8 protein-coding genes are annotated in these 15742 nt (G+C 69.7%); 5 read left to right on the forward strand and 3 right to left on the reverse strand.

Features of this window, described 5'->3' with window-relative positions:
• Window positions 1-71 precede the first annotated feature (71 nt).
• Both ACQP03_RS21285 and ACQP03_RS21290 read right to left on the reverse strand, forming a co-directional pair.
• The gene (locus ACQP03_RS21285) at window positions 72-623 is read right to left on the reverse strand and encodes a hypothetical protein (protein WP_357392450.1); all 552 of its coding nucleotides are present in this window, start codon (window positions 621-623) and stop codon (window positions 72-74) included.
• Between the two features lie 134 nt (window positions 624-757).
• Window positions 758-4792, reverse strand: a complete 4035-nt coding sequence (locus ACQP03_RS21290) for a hypothetical protein (RefSeq protein ID WP_357173951.1) — start codon at window positions 4790-4792, stop codon at window positions 758-760.
• Between the two features lie 278 nt (window positions 4793-5070).
• On the opposite strand from ACQP03_RS21290, the gene ACQP03_RS21295 reads away from it, so the two are divergent.
• The 5 genes from ACQP03_RS21295 to ACQP03_RS21315 all read left to right on the forward strand — a co-directional run bounded on the left by ACQP03_RS21295 (window position 5071) and on the right by ACQP03_RS21315 (window position 12642).
• On the forward strand, window positions 5071-5562 hold the full coding sequence (locus ACQP03_RS21295) for a hypothetical protein (RefSeq protein ID WP_355047809.1): 492 nt from the start codon (window positions 5071-5073) through the stop codon (window positions 5560-5562).
• 156 nt (window positions 5563-5718) lie between these two features.
• A complete protein-coding gene (locus ACQP03_RS21300) occupies window positions 5719-8961 on the forward strand; it encodes a BTAD domain-containing putative transcriptional regulator (RefSeq protein WP_433458097.1) in 3243 nt (1080 codons plus the stop codon).
• Between the two features lie 180 nt (window positions 8962-9141).
• Entirely contained in the window at window positions 9142-9963 is an 822-nt protein-coding gene (locus ACQP03_RS21305) for an AfsR/SARP family transcriptional regulator (protein WP_357124886.1), read from the forward strand.
• 223 nt (window positions 9964-10186) lie between these two features.
• On the forward strand, window positions 10187-11434 hold the full coding sequence (locus ACQP03_RS21310) for an ATP-grasp domain-containing protein (protein WP_357392447.1): 1248 nt from the start codon (window positions 10187-10189) through the stop codon (window positions 11432-11434).
• Window positions 11431-12642, forward strand: coding sequence for a hypothetical protein (locus ACQP03_RS21315; protein WP_357392446.1), 1212 nt, complete (start codon window positions 11431-11433; stop codon window positions 12640-12642). Before ACQP03_RS21310 ends, ACQP03_RS21315 begins: the two co-directional genes overlap by 4 nt.
• Before the next feature lie 74 nt (window positions 12643-12716).
• Here the strand turns inward: ACQP03_RS21315 and ACQP03_RS21320 are convergent, their stop codons facing one another.
• Entirely contained in the window at window positions 12717-15620 is a 2904-nt protein-coding gene (locus tag ACQP03_RS21320) for a BTAD domain-containing putative transcriptional regulator (protein ID WP_433458100.1), read from the reverse strand.
• Between the last annotated feature and the right edge of the window lie 122 nt (window positions 15621-15742).

Below are 15742 nucleotides of genomic sequence, written 5' to 3' on the forward strand. Positions count from 1 at the left end.
TCACCCGCCGGCCGAACGAGCAGGTACAGCGGGCGTGGCGGCGACTCATGCCGACGCAAGCAGGACCTCGATCATTGTCTGCGGTTCGATGATGTCTGGCCGGTCGCTGACCTGACATGCATCCGATTGCGTAGCGACCGCGTCGTGTCCGTGTGTTGCAGCCCGAGCCCGGGGCCACGCCGCGCCGGGTCGGCCAGGTAGTCGTCACCGATCTGCCGGTATCCCAGCAGCGCCTGCCAGAACGGCAGCACGTCCGAGCTCACCGCGGCGTCGAGGGTGATGTTGAGGAGCTGCACTGCGGCGGGGTCGGCGGGGATGCCCAGCGCACGGGCAGCGGCCGATATCCGTCGCGCCAGTGAGACGTCCCGCCGGGACAGCGACACGGTGACGCCCAGGTGGGGCAGGTCCACGTTGGATTGCTCCTGCTCGTCGGGGCCCGCGAGCCGACCGATCTCATTGACGAACGCGATCCCCGCAGACAGCGAGCCGGTCCGGAAGTGGGCCGAGACCAGGTGGTAGAGACAACGCCAGTCTTCGACACCGTCAGCCGCGTGGAAATGCCCATCGGTGATCCGCACCGTCGTGTCCGCGAACCTAACATCGACGGCGGCCTGGTCGCCCACCGCGGCTTGGCCACCTCCAGGGACGCTCCGTCGTCGGTGCGGAGCGCGCGCCCGTACCGGCGTTGCGGGGCACGCGCAGAGCCGGGAGCCCGAGCAGCCGACGGCCGCCCGGGCTCCGGACCGTGCGGCCGCCGTCAGGGATACATCTGCGCGACCGTAAAGTTCATCGATTGCGCGAAAAGGCTGACACCGGTCGGGCTGTTGGGGTGGAAGGACTGCGTCGATGTCGGGCCGTCCGGGGTGTCACCCGGCGACTTGTCCGTCACGACCCCGTGGATGCCGGCCGGCGAGCCGCAGACCGCCTTGCCCGCGAACTCGTCGATCGGGTCGGAGTAGTACGCGATCGTCGCGCCGTGCGCGGTGTTGAAGTCGTGGACGACGTCCAACTGCTCGTCACGCAGCAGCACGCTCATCTCGGTGAGCCACACCCGCTCCTCGTCGCTGAGGACGAGCTTGAGGGCGCAGAGCGGGTCGCCGCCGATCTCGACGAGCTTCGGGTACCCCATCAGCATGATCTTGGCGTTCGGCGCCTTCCGGTGAATCTCTTCCAGCACCTTCGTGTTCGACCGCGGAACCGCGTCGGCGATGCGGCGCCGGGTCGACACGTCCACGGTGTCCGTCTCGCCCGACAGTTTCGCCTTGAAGCAGTCCAGTGGGCCGGCCATGACGAGGCACTCCTTGACCACCGGGCCGAACCTCGCGTCGTTGCCGCCGATCGAGATCGTGACCAGCGTGGTGTTCTCGTCCAGGTAGCCCTTGTCGAGCTGGGACGCCTCCAGGTACTGGCCCATGCCCCGTTGACCGTCGGCGTTGCGGGGCTCGTTGCTGACGGTACGCAGGGGCAGGATGTTCTCCGTCTCCGCGCCCGAGCAGGCGATCAGGTGATAGTCCATGTTGACGTCGTGCTGTTGGCTCGTGATGTCCGCCCGCAGTCCGATCGGCGTGGACGAACCGGGTAGCACCGCCTTGCGCGACCACGCGTTCTTCGAGCGGTGGCAGCCGTTGCGGTAGGCGTTGTTGCTGTTGTTGTCCGACTCGCGGTAGTAGTCCGATCCGTTCACCGGCGAGGCGCCCTCGCCCGACGAGAACGAGTCGCCGAGCGCCACCACCTGGTGCTGCGGCTTGCCCGGCAGCGGGATGAACGCCGCCGCGTCGAAGGCCACGTTCTCCTGCGGCCGGCCCAGCGCCAGGTCGCCCTGCCCGCTGGCCGGCACATCGTCACGCAGCTGCGCCAGCTCCTCGGGGGTCAGGTCCGACACCGTGTTGGTCAGCTCCACCGTCGGGACGTTGTTGAACTCGAACACGCCGAGCGCCACCCACCGGTTCGCGTACCCGCGCTGCTGGACCATGCGGGTCTTGACCACGCCGTTCTTTGTCGTGATCTTGTACGCCGCCTGCTGCGTGGTACCGAGGTGATCGGGAATGTGGACCATGACCCGCATCCAGCCGTTCACCGTCCGGTCCAGCGTCCATGTTCCGCTGACGTAGAGGTTGCTGCCCGGCTCGCGGGTGTGTGTGAACCAGTAGTGCGCGCCGTACCCCCCGCCGACCTGGTGCAGGTCGATCTTGCCCGGGTACTGGAGCGTGCCGTTCTGTGTCTCGCCGGCGAACCCGTGCGTGAACGTGCCGCTGTTCGTCCGTCTGGTGCAGAGCCAACCGGCCTCGTCACGGCGTGGGCTGACGACTTCGTTGATCACATCGTCGACCACGAGCGCGTTCGCCGGGAGTTCGGTGCCGCACTTCGGTAGGTAGCTCACCCCGGCGGCCGGATACTCCCAGCCGGGGTCGTACCTGATGGCGGCGTTCCCACAGTCCAGACAGCCCGGTTTCCAGTCCGCCGATCGGTTGTACCAGCACTTGAGGTCCCGTTCGCCGATGACGTTCACGTGGTGGCACGGGCCGGCCGGCTCGTCGATCACGTCCGGCGCCGTCGGCGGGAGGTTGTTGCCGTAGTAGCAGTCGTTGGACTGGTCGCAGAACGTCTGAAGGTGCGGCTTCACCCGCGCCCGCCCGTCGTTCGTGCTCCACCACGCGTACCGGTAGCCGTCGGTGTAGGTGTCCGGCTTCTCGATCGCGTTGAGCGGGTGTCCGGCCCAACCCATGATCTTTTCCGGGTACGGCCATTGGCTCGGGTGCCGCGCGTCGTCGTAGGCCTCCTCCAGGAACGCCTTGCGGTTCGCCGGGTACCGCGGGTTGGCCGGGTTGTTCGCCCAGCCGACGCCCCACGGCTCGTCCGTGCTGCCCTGCGGCGCGTAGAACCCGGTGTTGTAGGCCCACACCGCGAAGAACCAGTTCTCGATGTACTGCGGGTCGCCGCCGTTGACCTTCATGTTGTACGCGTGGACCTGGTTCCACTTGTCCTGCAGGATTCGCAACGACTGGGAGATGTTCGCGGCGAAGTCCACGGCGATGGCCAGCTGCTGGTTGTACGGCAGCGGGACCTCGTTCGGCTTCTGGAAGCCGGGCTTGCGCATACCGTCGGTGACCTGCCCGACGCCGTAGCCGCAGTCGGACTTGTCCCAGCGGATCGCCCAGTCGTCGCTCGTGTCGGCGTCGTAGATGTCGAGCCCGTAGTAGTTGCCGACGAGCGGGTTACCGAACTCGCCAGGCAGGACGTGCGGCGAGGCCTGCCACAGGTTCGACTCCTGCGCGAGAATGCCGAGCATGATCTGAGCGGGCACGTGGCCGCCGCCGTCGAGGGGCCGCATCGGGAACCATTGAGCGACGTTGTAACCCGGCAGACCGGACTGGTTGAAGTTGTTGCCCCGGTTGAGGATCAGCGAGTCCTGCACCGCCATGTCAACAACCCATTCGATCTCCCGGGCGCGCGGCTGGTACACCTGTACCCGCACGTCGTTGCGGGGGATCGCGCACCAGGCGGCCGTGTCCACCGGGTCGTGCAGCGGTGTCGCCAGCGTCGTGGCACCCGGTGTCGACGGGGCCCGCCCCGGCGTCCTCGGGTTCGCCCGAGCGCCAGCGTCGCCCGACGTCGGCGTGGTTGGCGCGACCGCGAAGTTCACGCTGCGACCGGTCGCCGGCACCTTGGCCTTCATGACGAGCGACCGTCCGCGGCGGTCGTCCGTGGCCTGCGCCGCCCGCGGGTCGGTCGTCCACTTGATGTCGTCCAGCAGCAGGTCACCCTGGCTGGACATCTCCGCCTGTACGGTCGCGTCGAGCTTCGCGACACCCGTGGGCAGTTTGTGCGTCCTGCCGGGGGTACCGGTGATGCCGACCCGACCGCCCGCGCCCTTGACGACGTTCATGTCGGTCGTGCCGCCCTCGGCCAGCGTGGCCGTCGCGCCGGACCGCACAACGGTCCGCTTCACCCGGCCGGCCTTGCTGTCGGCATCCATGTACACGACGCCGTCGCCGTTGGCCGCCAGCCGGAACGGTACGCCGGTGGTCCTCGCGACTGCCGACCGGCGGCCCTTGCCGTCGACCTTGACCAGCGCGCCGTTATCGGCGGCGATGATCCTGCCCGCGACCGGTAGCGCCGAGGTGAGCTGGCCCGCCACCTGGATCGGCGGTGCCACGGAGCCGGTCGCGGCGTCGAGCTGCGTCAGCCGGGTCTTGCCCGAGCCGGTGTCGCCGCCGGTGAACGTGCTCAGCACGACGTTCTCACCGGTACCGCAGCCGGGGCTGAAGTACGCGAGAGACGCGTGCGCGGCCACCTTCCGGACGGACTGGTTCTTGAGGTCCACGACCGCCACGAAGGCGCCGCGGTCGAACAGGTCGGGCTTGTTGGTGTAGGCGCGCGGCGCGTACGTGACGACCAGCCGCCGGCCCGACTCGGTGAGGCAGCCGTTGCCGATCCACTGGTCGGTCTCCAGCCCCGGCTCGCTCAGCGTCGCCGCGGTCGTCCAGCTGTAACCGGAGGCCGCCGACGCCACGAGCACGTGCAGACCGGTCATGTCGCCGGAGAGGGTCCAGGCCCGATCCTGCGACGTCCGCCAGCCCTGCTTGAGGGTCGAGTCCCGCTGGCCGGGCGGTACCGCGGTGACCGCCACATCCTTCGGGGGCGGGTCCGGCGCCGCGGCAGCCGGCGCGGGAAGCGCCACGAGACCGCTGGCGACGAGCGCGGCGGCGGCGAGCGCGGCGGTGACGGCGCGACGGGCGGCGCCGGGGCTGAGCCCGCGCGGCAGCGCGGGGCGGGGCGGTGATGTTGACACTGCGGATCCTCCAGGATGCTCGGGATCGATGCAGTGTCGGAACCGCGCACACCGTCGGCGCATCACGAGGTCATCGTGGGCGTACCGCTCCGGCGTCCCGGCGCGGCGTACCCCCTGCTGTACCGCGAGTCCCCTCGTTCCTCTCCGGAGGCTCCGCGGTGCCCGCCGCAGACGGCGATGGCGGCGCGACGCGGCGCGGATGACCTGACGATGCGGCCGCGATGCGGCGACGCCGAAGGATCACCTCCACGACATGCAGCACGATTGAGGAGAACAGCATGAAGGTAGCGAAGGTCCGGACGCATCGCCTGGCGCGGACGCTGATCGCCCTGGTGGCGTTCATGGGATTCGGCATGGTCGCCGCGGCGGTACCGGTGTCGCCGGCGCTGGCCGCGTGTTCGGGCACCGGCTGTCACAACGTCGATCCCAACGGTCAATGCAGCGGCACCCGGTACGGCTGGACCGGCGGCGGCTACGACAGCGGGCTCGGCATCGTCGTGGTGAAGTCGCCCGGCTGCAGAGCGGCCTGGGCACGCCTGCAGAACGACCAGTACGTCCGCTACGCGGGTGCCACGTTCACCGTACGGATCGAGCGCCGGGTGTGGTCGTCCTACGGCTACTGGTACACGGGCAGCCTCAGCAAGCAGTTCCTCTCCACCAACGGCGGGGTGTGGACCAACATGCTCGAGGATCTCGACTCCTCCGACGAGCACCAGGCCTGCTTCAGCCTCAACGGCGGCGCCTGGACGTGCACCCCCTGGATCAGCTGAACGGCAGGCGGACGTCAGGGTCCCCCGGCGGCGCGGGGGCCCTGAGATCCGTCATCCGCGTCGGCTTGCGCCACCTGGGGAAGCTGGCCGCCGGGGGCGTCCCAGATAGACATATGGCCCTGCGTCGACGTCGGTGTGCCTTGTTAGCCTGCGGCTGTGGAGCTGCGACTGCTTGGCCCCGTCGAGGCTGTCATCGACGGACGGGTCGTGCCCGTCCGACGTCGTCAGGAGCGACGGCTGCTCGCCATCCTCGCGATACGACCGGGCCAGTTCCATTCCGCGGAGCGACTCATCGACCTGCTCTGGGAAGATCGGCCTCCGGCCCAGGCACGAGCGGGCCTGCAGGCCATGATCTCGCACCTGCGGTCCACGCTGGAGCTGGGCCGGTCGACGGAGCCCGCGTTGCTCGCCCGACCCAACAGCTACGCACTGGAAATCCCGGCAGAGCGGGTCGACGTGCACCGGTTCACCGCCCTGGTGACGCAAAGCAGGGGCGTCACCGATGCCGATCAGCGCATCGCGATGCTCAGTAGCGCGCTCGGTCTGTGGCGGGGCGCCGCCCTGGCCGACGTCTTCGACGACGCCCAGCGGGGCCGGCTCTTCCCGGATCTCGACGAGGCACGACTGACCGCGCAGGAAGAGCTGCTCGGCGCCCGCCTCGACGCCGGCCAGCACCGGGAGATACTGGCGCCGCTGCACGAGCTGATCAGCGAGGCGCCGACCCGCGAGCGCCCGGTCGAGCTGCTGATGCTGGCCCTGAGCGGGATCGGTCGTCGCGGCGAGGCCATCGCGGCCTACGACACTCTCACAGATCGGCTCGCCACCGACCTCGGTGTCGCGCCCGGAGAGCAGATCCAGGCGACGTACCGGAAGCTGTCCCGCGCCACCGCGGCCTCGGACGCCACGCCCACGTCCTCCGCCGGGCCGGCGCAGCTACCGCTGCCGCCGGGACACTTCGTCGGCCGCGACGCCGAATCGCGTCAGCTCGACCGCCTGCTCGCCGACGCGGCAGCGCCGCAGGTCCTGATCCTCTGCGCGGTCGTCGGCACGGCGGGTGTCGGAAAGACGGCGACCGCCATCCGGTGGGCGCACAGCGTCCGTGACCGCTTCCCGGACGGGCAGCTCTTCCTCAACCTGCGGGGTTACTCCGCCGGCCGGCCGATGCGCTCGGCGGAGGCGCTCGGCGCGCTGCTGCGGGGTCTGGGGGTGCCGGCGGGACGCATCCCGGCCGACCCCGAGGAGGCGTCGGCGCTCTACCGCACCGTCGTCGCCGATCGCCGGCTGCTGATCGTTCTGGACAATGCCCTCGACGCCGAGCAGGTGCGGCCGTTGCTGCCCGGGTCTGCGGAGAGCCTGGTGGTGGTCACCAGCCGGGACCGCCTGACCGGGCTCGTGGCCCAGCAGGACGCCCGCCGCCTGACCATCGGACTGCTCCCGGAACCGGACGCGATCGAGCTGCTCACCGTCCTGCTCGGTGCCGACCCGCGAGCCGCCGATCGTGACGCGATCCGGGACCTCGCCCAGGTCTGCGGTCGGCTCCCACTGGCCCTGCGGATCGCGGCGGCACTGCTGCACGACGAGCCGGACCTCGCGGTGTCGGCGTACGTGCGGCAGTTACGGCAGCGCAGCGTCGCCGCCCTGGCGATCGACGACGACCCGAGTGTCGCCGTGCAGACGGCGTTCGACCTCTCCTACACCCGGCTCCCCGGCGAGGCCCAGCGGATGTTCCGCCTCCTCGGCACCGTTCCAGGGCTCAGTCTGTCGGTCGACGCGGTCGCACACCTGGCGCAGACATCGGTGGACGCGGCCCGCCGGACGCTGGCCCGACTCTTCTCGGCACACCTGGTGGACTTCGACGACGATCGCGTCACGCTGCACGACCTGCTGGGTCGCTACGCGGGCCAACACAGTGCGCGGCAGGCCGGCCGGCCCGAGGCGCCTGCCGTCCTCGCGCGCCTGTTCGCGTGGTACCTGGTCCGCGCCCAGGCTGCCGGCGACCTGTTGGCGCCGGGGCGGGTCCGCCTGGAGCTGCCGACGGGCCTAGCGGCGGGTGACGCCGGCATCGGTGACCGTGCCACGGCGCTGGCCTGGCTCGAGGCCGAGGAGTCAAACATGGTGGCGCTGATCAGGGCCGCCGCCGACAGCACGTCAAGGGCCGCTGCCGCCCTGCTCGCCGACCAGCTACGAACGTACTTCTGGGTCACCCGCAACTCACTGAACTGGCTGCTCGTGGCGCAGGCGGCGCTGCACGCGTCAAACGGGGACGCGCACCCGTCTCTGCGGGCGTCGGCACACATGAGTCTGGGCAACGTGTACCACCTCACGGGCAACCAACTGGTCGCAATCGCGCACCTACGACGGGCGGGTCACCTGTTCCGCAGCGCCCGGCACGCGCAGGGTCAGGCCGCCGCAGCCGGCTCGCTCGGCGCGGTCTTCGGTGATCTCGGGCAACTGGCGACGGCGGCGGCCTGCTTCGAGCACGCGTTGCGGCTCAACGAGCGGATCCGCCACCGTTACGGCATCGCGGTGATGGCGAGCAACCTCGGGACGATCTACGCCATGGCCGGTCGACTGCGGCTGGCGGTCGAGCGACTCACCGCCGCCATCGTCATCCACCGGGAGGACGGCGGACGACCCAACGAGGCGGTCATCCTCACCAACCTCGGCCTGGTGCGCACCGTCCGGGGTGAGTACCCGGCCGCCCTGGGCGATCTCCACGCGGCGGTGCGGACGGCCCACGAGGTCGACATGGCCTCGATCGAGGCGAACGCACTGGCCGGGATCGGCCAGATCCACACACTACGCGGCGACGTGCCGGAGGCGAGGTCGGCGCTCGCAGCCGCGCAGCGTCTCGCCGACCGTACCGACGACTGGCACTGCAAGGCGTCGATCGACATCGCCGAGGGGGGCCTGCTCCGGCTGACCGGCAACCTCACCGGCGCGGCGGCCCGATATACCCGGGCCGCCGAGTGGGCCAGGTCGGCGCGCACGTTGGCGACGGAGGCCGAGGCCCTGGTCGGCCTCGCGACGTCCGTCGCCGAGCGGACGCCGCTGTTGGCCAGCTCCTCGTTGGAGCGGGCGGTCACGCTGGCCCGACAGTCCGGCGCCGCGGTGATCGAGATCGACGCGCTGGCTGCCTTGGGCGAGGTCGCCCGGCAGAACGGCGACGCCGTGCAGGCGGCCCGCCTCGCCGGCGAGGCGGCACATCGCGCGGAGGCGATCGGGGCACCCCTGGTACGCGCCCGCGCGCTGATCACCCTGGGTCACCTGGAGGACTCCTCGCGGGCCTGGCCGGAGGCGCTGGGCATCCTGGAAGCGCTCGGCAGTTCCGAGGCGGACGTCGTCCGGGCCCTGCTGGAGCGGCACGACGGCCGCCCGGTCGGCGTCCCGGCCGGATAGCCGACGTTGCTCCGGGTCGGGAGCGGCGTCCGGGCGATGCGACGGTGATGGCAAGCTGAAGTCGGGGGTGCTCCGGTTGGTCGGCAGCGCCGTACGACGCTGCCAAGGAAACGCCAACCCGTGCTGGGCAACCTGGTGACCAGGCCGTGCGAGGGGTGCGGTCGGCATGGAGGTCATTGCATGGATTTCCGGATCCTCGGTCCGCTGGAAGCGTCCGTCGAAGGAACGCCCCTGCCGCTCGGCGGCCGCCGGCAGCAGCGGATCCTGGCCGTGCTGCTGCTGCGGGTCGGCCGGGTGGTCCCGGCCGACAGGCTGGTCGACTGCCTGTGGCCGCTGCGGCCGCCGGCCACCGCGGCCAGTCAGATCCGCAACTGCGCCGCGGCCCTGCGCCGCCTGCTCATCGCCGGCGGCCTGCCCGAGCGCTCGCTCGTCCGGCGGCCGGGCGGTTACCTGCTGGATGTGGAGCCCGGCGAGCTGGACCGGACACGGTTCGACGACGAGGCCCACCGGGCTCGGCGGTCGCTGGCTGCGGGTCGCGCGGCGGAGGCCGTCGGGTATTTCCTGCGGGCGGAGAACCTGTGGCGCGGGCCGGCCATCGCCGGTCTCGCAGATGGCGTGCTGGAGCCCGAGGCCATGAGCCTGGAGGAGTCGCGGCTGCAGGTGATCGAGGATCGGCTGGAGGTCGAGCTGAGTCTGGGCCGGCACGCGCGAGCCGTACCGGAACTCACCGCGCTGGCCCGAACTCATCCCGGGCGTGACCGCCTGCAGGCGGCCTTCATGGTCGCGCTGTACGGCAGCGGGCGGGGTGCCGACGCGCTGGCCTCCTTCGACCGGCTGCGCTCGTCGCTGCGCCGTGAGCTCGGCCTGGAGCCGAGCCGGCGGCTGCGGGACCTGCGCCAGGCCATCCTCACCGAGGACGATGCCCGGCTGCCGCCGACGGGCGGGTGGGGGCCGGCGCGTGACGGCGAGCCGTACCGGCAGGCAGCTCTGCTTCGGCCGTGAGGGAGGTGACGCAATCGCGTCCACGCTGCCTTGTCAAGAAACCGTCAAGGTTTGTGCAACGCCGGGCGTGCAATCTCTGTATGGCAGGCATCGGTCACGAGAGGACGCAGCCGGTGCGACTGTCTGTTGTGGATGGTGCTAGCTTGATCGATCGTGTCCATCTGTCCCGCCACCGCCGTCGTCGTATGACAGTCGATGTGCAGTACACGACTCAAGAGGAACGATGACATCAGTACTCATCGTTGAACCGGTATCTTCCGGCAACGAACTCGTCGTCCGAGCCGCAGCCATGGGTTGGCACACCGTGGTTGCCAGCTTCGATGCCGACGACCGAACTCTGACGGCGGCGACCAAGGATCTGGCATCCGCCGTCGTGCGGGTAGATACGAATGACGCACACGCCATCGTTGAAGCGGTGAGTCGCTCGCCAGTGGGGGCGGGGCTCGATGGTGTCGTTGCCGGTTCGGAGTTTCACGTCGAGATCGCGGCCCTGGTTGCGGAGAAACTCGGCCTGCCGGGCCTGAACACCACCGATGTCGCGCTCGTTCGGAACAAGGCCGAGATGCGTGAGGCGCTGCAACGCGCAGGCGTCCCGTCGCCCCGGCATCGGAAGGTGGCCTCCCGCGCCGAGGCGGAGCTCGCGTGCGCGGCGCTGACGTTCCCGGTGGTGGTCAAACCGGTGGAGTCGTCAAGCAGCATCCACGTCTTGAAGGCGAGCGACACGGCCGAGGCTGTACGGGCGTACGCCGCCATCGAAGCCGATGGCATGATCGACCTCGGCAGGCCGCTCGGTGACGAGGTCGTCATCGAGGAGTACGTCTCCGGCGACGAATACAGCGCCGACGGATATGTTTGGCGCGGCGCCGTGCACATCGCCGCAGTGACCAGGAAGCTCCTCGGCCCCGAGCCGACCTTTGTCGAGTTCGGTCACATCACGCCCGCCCCGCTGGGACCGACCGATCTGGGTGCGATCGAGCGGTACGTCGGCCAGGTGGTCCGGGCGGTCGGGCTGGACAACAGCGTCTTCCATTGCGAGGTACGCCTGTCCACGAACGGACCGGTACTCATGGAGATCGCCGCACGGCTGCCGGGAGACCAGATCGTGCACCTGGTAGCCGACGTCACAGGTGTGTCGATGGCGGACGCCGCCTTGTTGATGGCGGTCGGCGCGAACCCGGAGACCTGCCTCGACGAACACGCGGCATCCGGGAGGGCTGCGGGCATTCGCTTTGTGGACCCCGGCAGCATCACCGCCTACACGCGTATCGAGGGATGGGACGACGTGCCGCGCTACGCCGATGTCGTGGAGCGAAAGGTGCTGGTCCCCGCCGGCGAGCAGATTCCCTCGACCTATGAGGCCCTTCGGCGTGTGGCCTATATCCGCTATCGCGCTTCCGATCCAGACACCGCTTTGACGATCAACGAGCGACTGGGTCGGGAACTGCGACCAGTCGCCGCGTATTTGTCGTGAGTATCGCGCGATATTATGCGATGCGGTTTGCCAGCTGGCTGTGCGACTACCTGGTCCTGTTCGCCGTACCGGTGCTCGCCTACAGCTTGACCGCCGATGTGCGCTGGTCGGGCGCAGCGGTCTTCTTCCAATGGGGACCGAGACTCCTGGGACTGTCGGCAGCGATCCTGCGGCTCGACAATATACGGCAGCGGACCCTGATGGTCGTGGCGGATCTGACCAGGACCGCGACGGCGCTCGCGGCTGGGCTGATAATGGCGGTGTATCCCGGTGCGGTGCTGCCGGTGCTGATGATATTCGCGATGGTCGTGGGCCTCTGCTTCGAATTGACTTTCGTCGGTGGCGAGAAGGTCGGACTGTCCTTGGTCCGCCCCGAGGGGCAGGAGCGATTCCAATCGCAGCTGACCGCCTTTGAGCAGGCGGCGATAGTCCTGGGGCCGGCGGCGGCGGGCGTGGTGCTGTCGTTCCCACCGCCGGTGCTGATGTTCGTGGCGGCGGGTTTGTTCGGAGTCTCGCTGCGGATGTCGATATCGGTCCCCTCGGACGGTACGGCGCACATCTCGACAGCGAAGCGGACCCTGCGCGCGACCGTACGCGGTGCGCTCGAGGACCCCGTCCTGCGCCGGATCGTCCTGGTCACCATGGGCCTGAATTACGTGCTCGCGCTGATCAACGGGGCTGCGCCCCAGATCGCGTTCGGAACGTTCGGGACAAGCAGCAGTGAGCTGGGCCTGATGTACGCGGCGAGCAGCGTGCCGGCCATCGTCGGTCTGTTGACCTTCCACCGGCTGACCTCGCGTGTGCCGCTGTCGACGATCGGGATCGCGGTCGCGGTGGGGATGTGCCTGGCCGCGTTGGGCGTAGCGCTGGGGGCCCGGCTCTGGGTTTTCGCTGGATGCCTCGGTGCGTTCCTGTTGCTCGACGCGTTCTTCAGCGTGTACATCCGGGTCGTTAGAGCGCGTCGGGTGCCACTGGAGAACTACGCGGCGACCGTGGGGCTCTTTGGCATGCTGCTGATTGTGCCGATGCCGCTCGCCGGGCTCACACTAGCCGCTGTCGGAAATTTCGTTGCCCCAGCGGTGCTCATCTCGGCGTCCGCTGCGGCCGTGCTTATCGCCGCCGTCACCGCATTACCGAGAGGGCGGGCCCTCCTGGTTGCCCCCGTCGCCCTCGGGGTAGGGACGGCCCACACCAGTCACGATTCCTGAGCCAACGACTCTGCCCCCGTTGGGCTGCCGCGAGCTCGGCCGGCCGGCCCGTGCCCGCCCGGCCGGCCGGGCGATCAGCGCCCCCAGCCGATCCCGGATTGCGCCTGCTCGAGACCGGTCAGCCTATCCCGCACCGTCTCGGCGTCGGGGTGATTCAACTCGTCGAGGATGACCACGGCCTGCTGCCAGCATCCCTTGGCACCCGCGAAGTCGCCCAGTGTCATCAGAGTGTTGCCGAGGTGGTGCTGGCTGTCAGCCTCGGCGTAACGGTTCCCGGCCTCCCGGTTCAACCTGATCGCCTCGCGGTAGCACTCGATCGCCTCGGCCGAATAGTGCAGCTGGTGGTTGATGTAGCCCAGGCTATCCCAGGTCGCCGCCTGCCCAGACGGATCGCCGACCTCCCGCAGCACCATCAGAGCCCGGCCGCAGTGGTCCTTGGCGGCCTCGTACTGCTCCAACATGGCCAGCGACCAGCCGACATTGTTGAGCGAGACCGCGTGCGCCAGCCGGTCATTCGCGATCTCGGCCAGCATGAGGGCGGCCTGATCGTGGTCGAGCGCCTCGCGGTGGCGGCCCTGCCGCTCGAAGACGCGCGCCAGGGCCAGATGCGCCTGCGCCTGATCACTCGTCGAACCGACCTCGCAGGCGAGGTCGAGCGCACTCCGGCTGTGTGTGTAAGCGTCGTCGTACTGGCCCAGCCAGGCATGGGCCACCCCGATGCCGCGGTGCGCCTGACCCATGGCGCGCCGGTCGCCGAGCCGCCGGGCCGCGTCCAGGGCGAGCCGCTGCGTGTTGATCTGATCCCGCCAATGGCCCTGGCGGTTGAAGTACTCCATCAGCGATCGAGCGAGGCTGCACAGGCTCGCGTCATGACCCTCGTCCGCGGCCCGGCGAACGATGTCGAGCAGCATCGCGTGCTCGGCGGTAAACCACTCCACCGCCTCCCGGGCCGTCGTGAGACGGGAAGATCCGGCGTCCGGGCCCTCCACCGCATCCTGGGACAGATGCCGCTCGAGCAGTACGGCGGCGCGGCGCGACGAGGTCACGTAGTGGGTGAGCAGCCGGCGAACAGCGGCCGACCGCTCCTCCGCGGTCTCCACCGCGCGGACCAGGTCCATCGCATAGCCCCGGAGCAACTCGTGCAAGGACAGCCGGGCCGGCTTGTGCTCGCTGACCATCTGGGCGTCCTGCAGCTCATTGAGCAACATCCTCGCCGTGGGCAGGTCCAGCGCCGCGAGGTGGGCCACGGCCAGTTCGTCGATGTCCGGACCGGGCGAGAGTCCCAGCAGGCGGAACAGTCTCGCCGCGGCCGGGCTCAGCGTCCGGTAGGTCCACACGAACACGACGTGGACGCCCCTCCCGGCCTCAGCCGGCGTTTCGGTCGATCCAACCGCCACGTCGAGCTCGTCGGCGAGCGTACGAAGATCCAGGTCAGGGTGGGTCGCGACGCGTGCGGCGACGAGGGCCAGGGCGAGCGGCAACCCGGCACAGCGGGCGATGAGCCGGTCGACGGCGGCACTGTCCGCCGCGACCCGCGCGGCGCCCAGCCGGTTGGAGAGCACCCGCCTGGCCTCGTCGTACGGCAACGGGCCCACGGCGATCGGATGAGCGCCCTCGCTCGCCACGAGGCTGGGCAGCGCACGACGACTGGTGACCAGGACCAGGCAGTCGGCGGTGCCGGGCAACAGGGGCCGGACCTGGTCGACGTCACGCGCATTGTCCAGAACCACGAGCATTCGGCGACCAGCGACGTAGCTGCGGTACAACGCCGCCTGTGCCTCCAGGCTGACCGGGATGCTCTGCGGCGGCACCTGGAACGTGTCCAGGAACATGCGAATGACCTCTTCCGGCCGCACCACCACGCCGCTCGGCTCGAAGCCTCGCAGGTTGGCGTAGAGCTGCCCCTCCGGGAACTGCTGCGCCACCCGGTGTGCCCAGTGCACCGCCAGTGAGGTCTTGCCTGACCCAGCGGCACTCCAGAGGACGCACAGCGCGGGCTGCTTCTCCGCCTGGGAGCTTTCGAGAATGTCCGTCAACTGGGCCAGCTCCGATTCGCGGCCGGCGAACCCCCGGACGTCGATCGGCAGCTGCGCTGGAACGACCAGGTGCCGACGCGGTGCGGGCCCAGCGACGGCATGGGTCGGGCGCTGCGGCGGGATCCGGACCTGCGGTGCGAGAACGGCGTCACGGCTGATCGCCGGGCCGGTAGGTCCGATCCGGTCGCCCTGCAGGATCGCCTGCTGCACCTGCTGCAGCTCGGGACCCGGCTCGATGCCGAGCGCATCGACCATCTGCCGGCGCACCGTCGCGTAGCGGTCGAGGGCCTCGCTCGTGCGTCCAGCAGCGTACTGGGCCTGAATCAGCGTCGCCGCCAGGCTTTCCACCAGCGGAAAGTCGTAGGCCAGCGCGTTCAGCTCCGCGATGACCGCCTGTGGGTCCCCGATCGCCAGCTCCGTCCGGGCCCAGGCGACCACGGCGTCCAGCCGCTCCAGCGTCCACGCGTTCCGAGTGCGTTCCGCCCAGGCGCTGGTCAGGCCGGCAAGTGGCTCGCCGCGCCACAGGGCGACGGCTTGCCGGAGCAGTACCCGCGCTTCGGCCTCGGAGCACAGCCGCCTGTCGGCCCGCTTCACCAACCTGCGGAAACGGTGTAGGTCGATGTCGTCGGGCTCCATGTCGAGGCGGTAGCCCCCGGAGCCCAGCAGCAGCCGGGCCGGATCCCCGGATCCCGTGTCGATTGTCTCCAACGATCGCCGGATGCGGGTGATGTGACTGTGCAAGGTGCGCCGCGCCCGCTCGGGTGGCTCCTGGCCCCACACCCGCTCGACGAGCACATCGGCCGGCACCGTCCGTCCGACCTCCACGGCCAGCGCGGCCAGGACCGTGCACTGCTGCGGTCTTCCCATCGACGACGATCGACCCTGCGATCGACCCTCCACCGGCCCGAGAATGATCAAGCCCACAATGCCCCCGTAGATCACCTAAGCCCGAAATACCCTGCGGCCCAGGTAGCACCTCATCGTGTCGACGTCGCTGTCAACTCGCCGTCAAGAAATCAGCCTACATCACTGACCATGCTTGACCAAGACAGATGACCGGGGGG

The organism is Micromonospora sp. CA-248212 (assembly GCF_050948405.1).
In the GTDB taxonomy this organism is placed as follows: Bacteria; Actinomycetota; Actinomycetes; order Mycobacteriales; family Micromonosporaceae; genus Micromonospora.

Coding starts and splice junctions, on each gene's coding strand:
- ACQP03_RS21295 (WP_355047809.1), top strand. CDS start 5,071: ATGAAGGTAGCGAAGGTCCGGACGCATCGCCTGGCGCGGACGCTGATC.
- ACQP03_RS21305 (WP_357124886.1), top strand. CDS start 9,142: ATGGATTTCCGGATCCTCGGTCCGCTGGAAGCGTCCGTCGAAGGAACG.
- ACQP03_RS21310 (WP_357392447.1), top strand. CDS start 10,187: ATGACATCAGTACTCATCGTTGAACCGGTATCTTCCGGCAACGAACTC.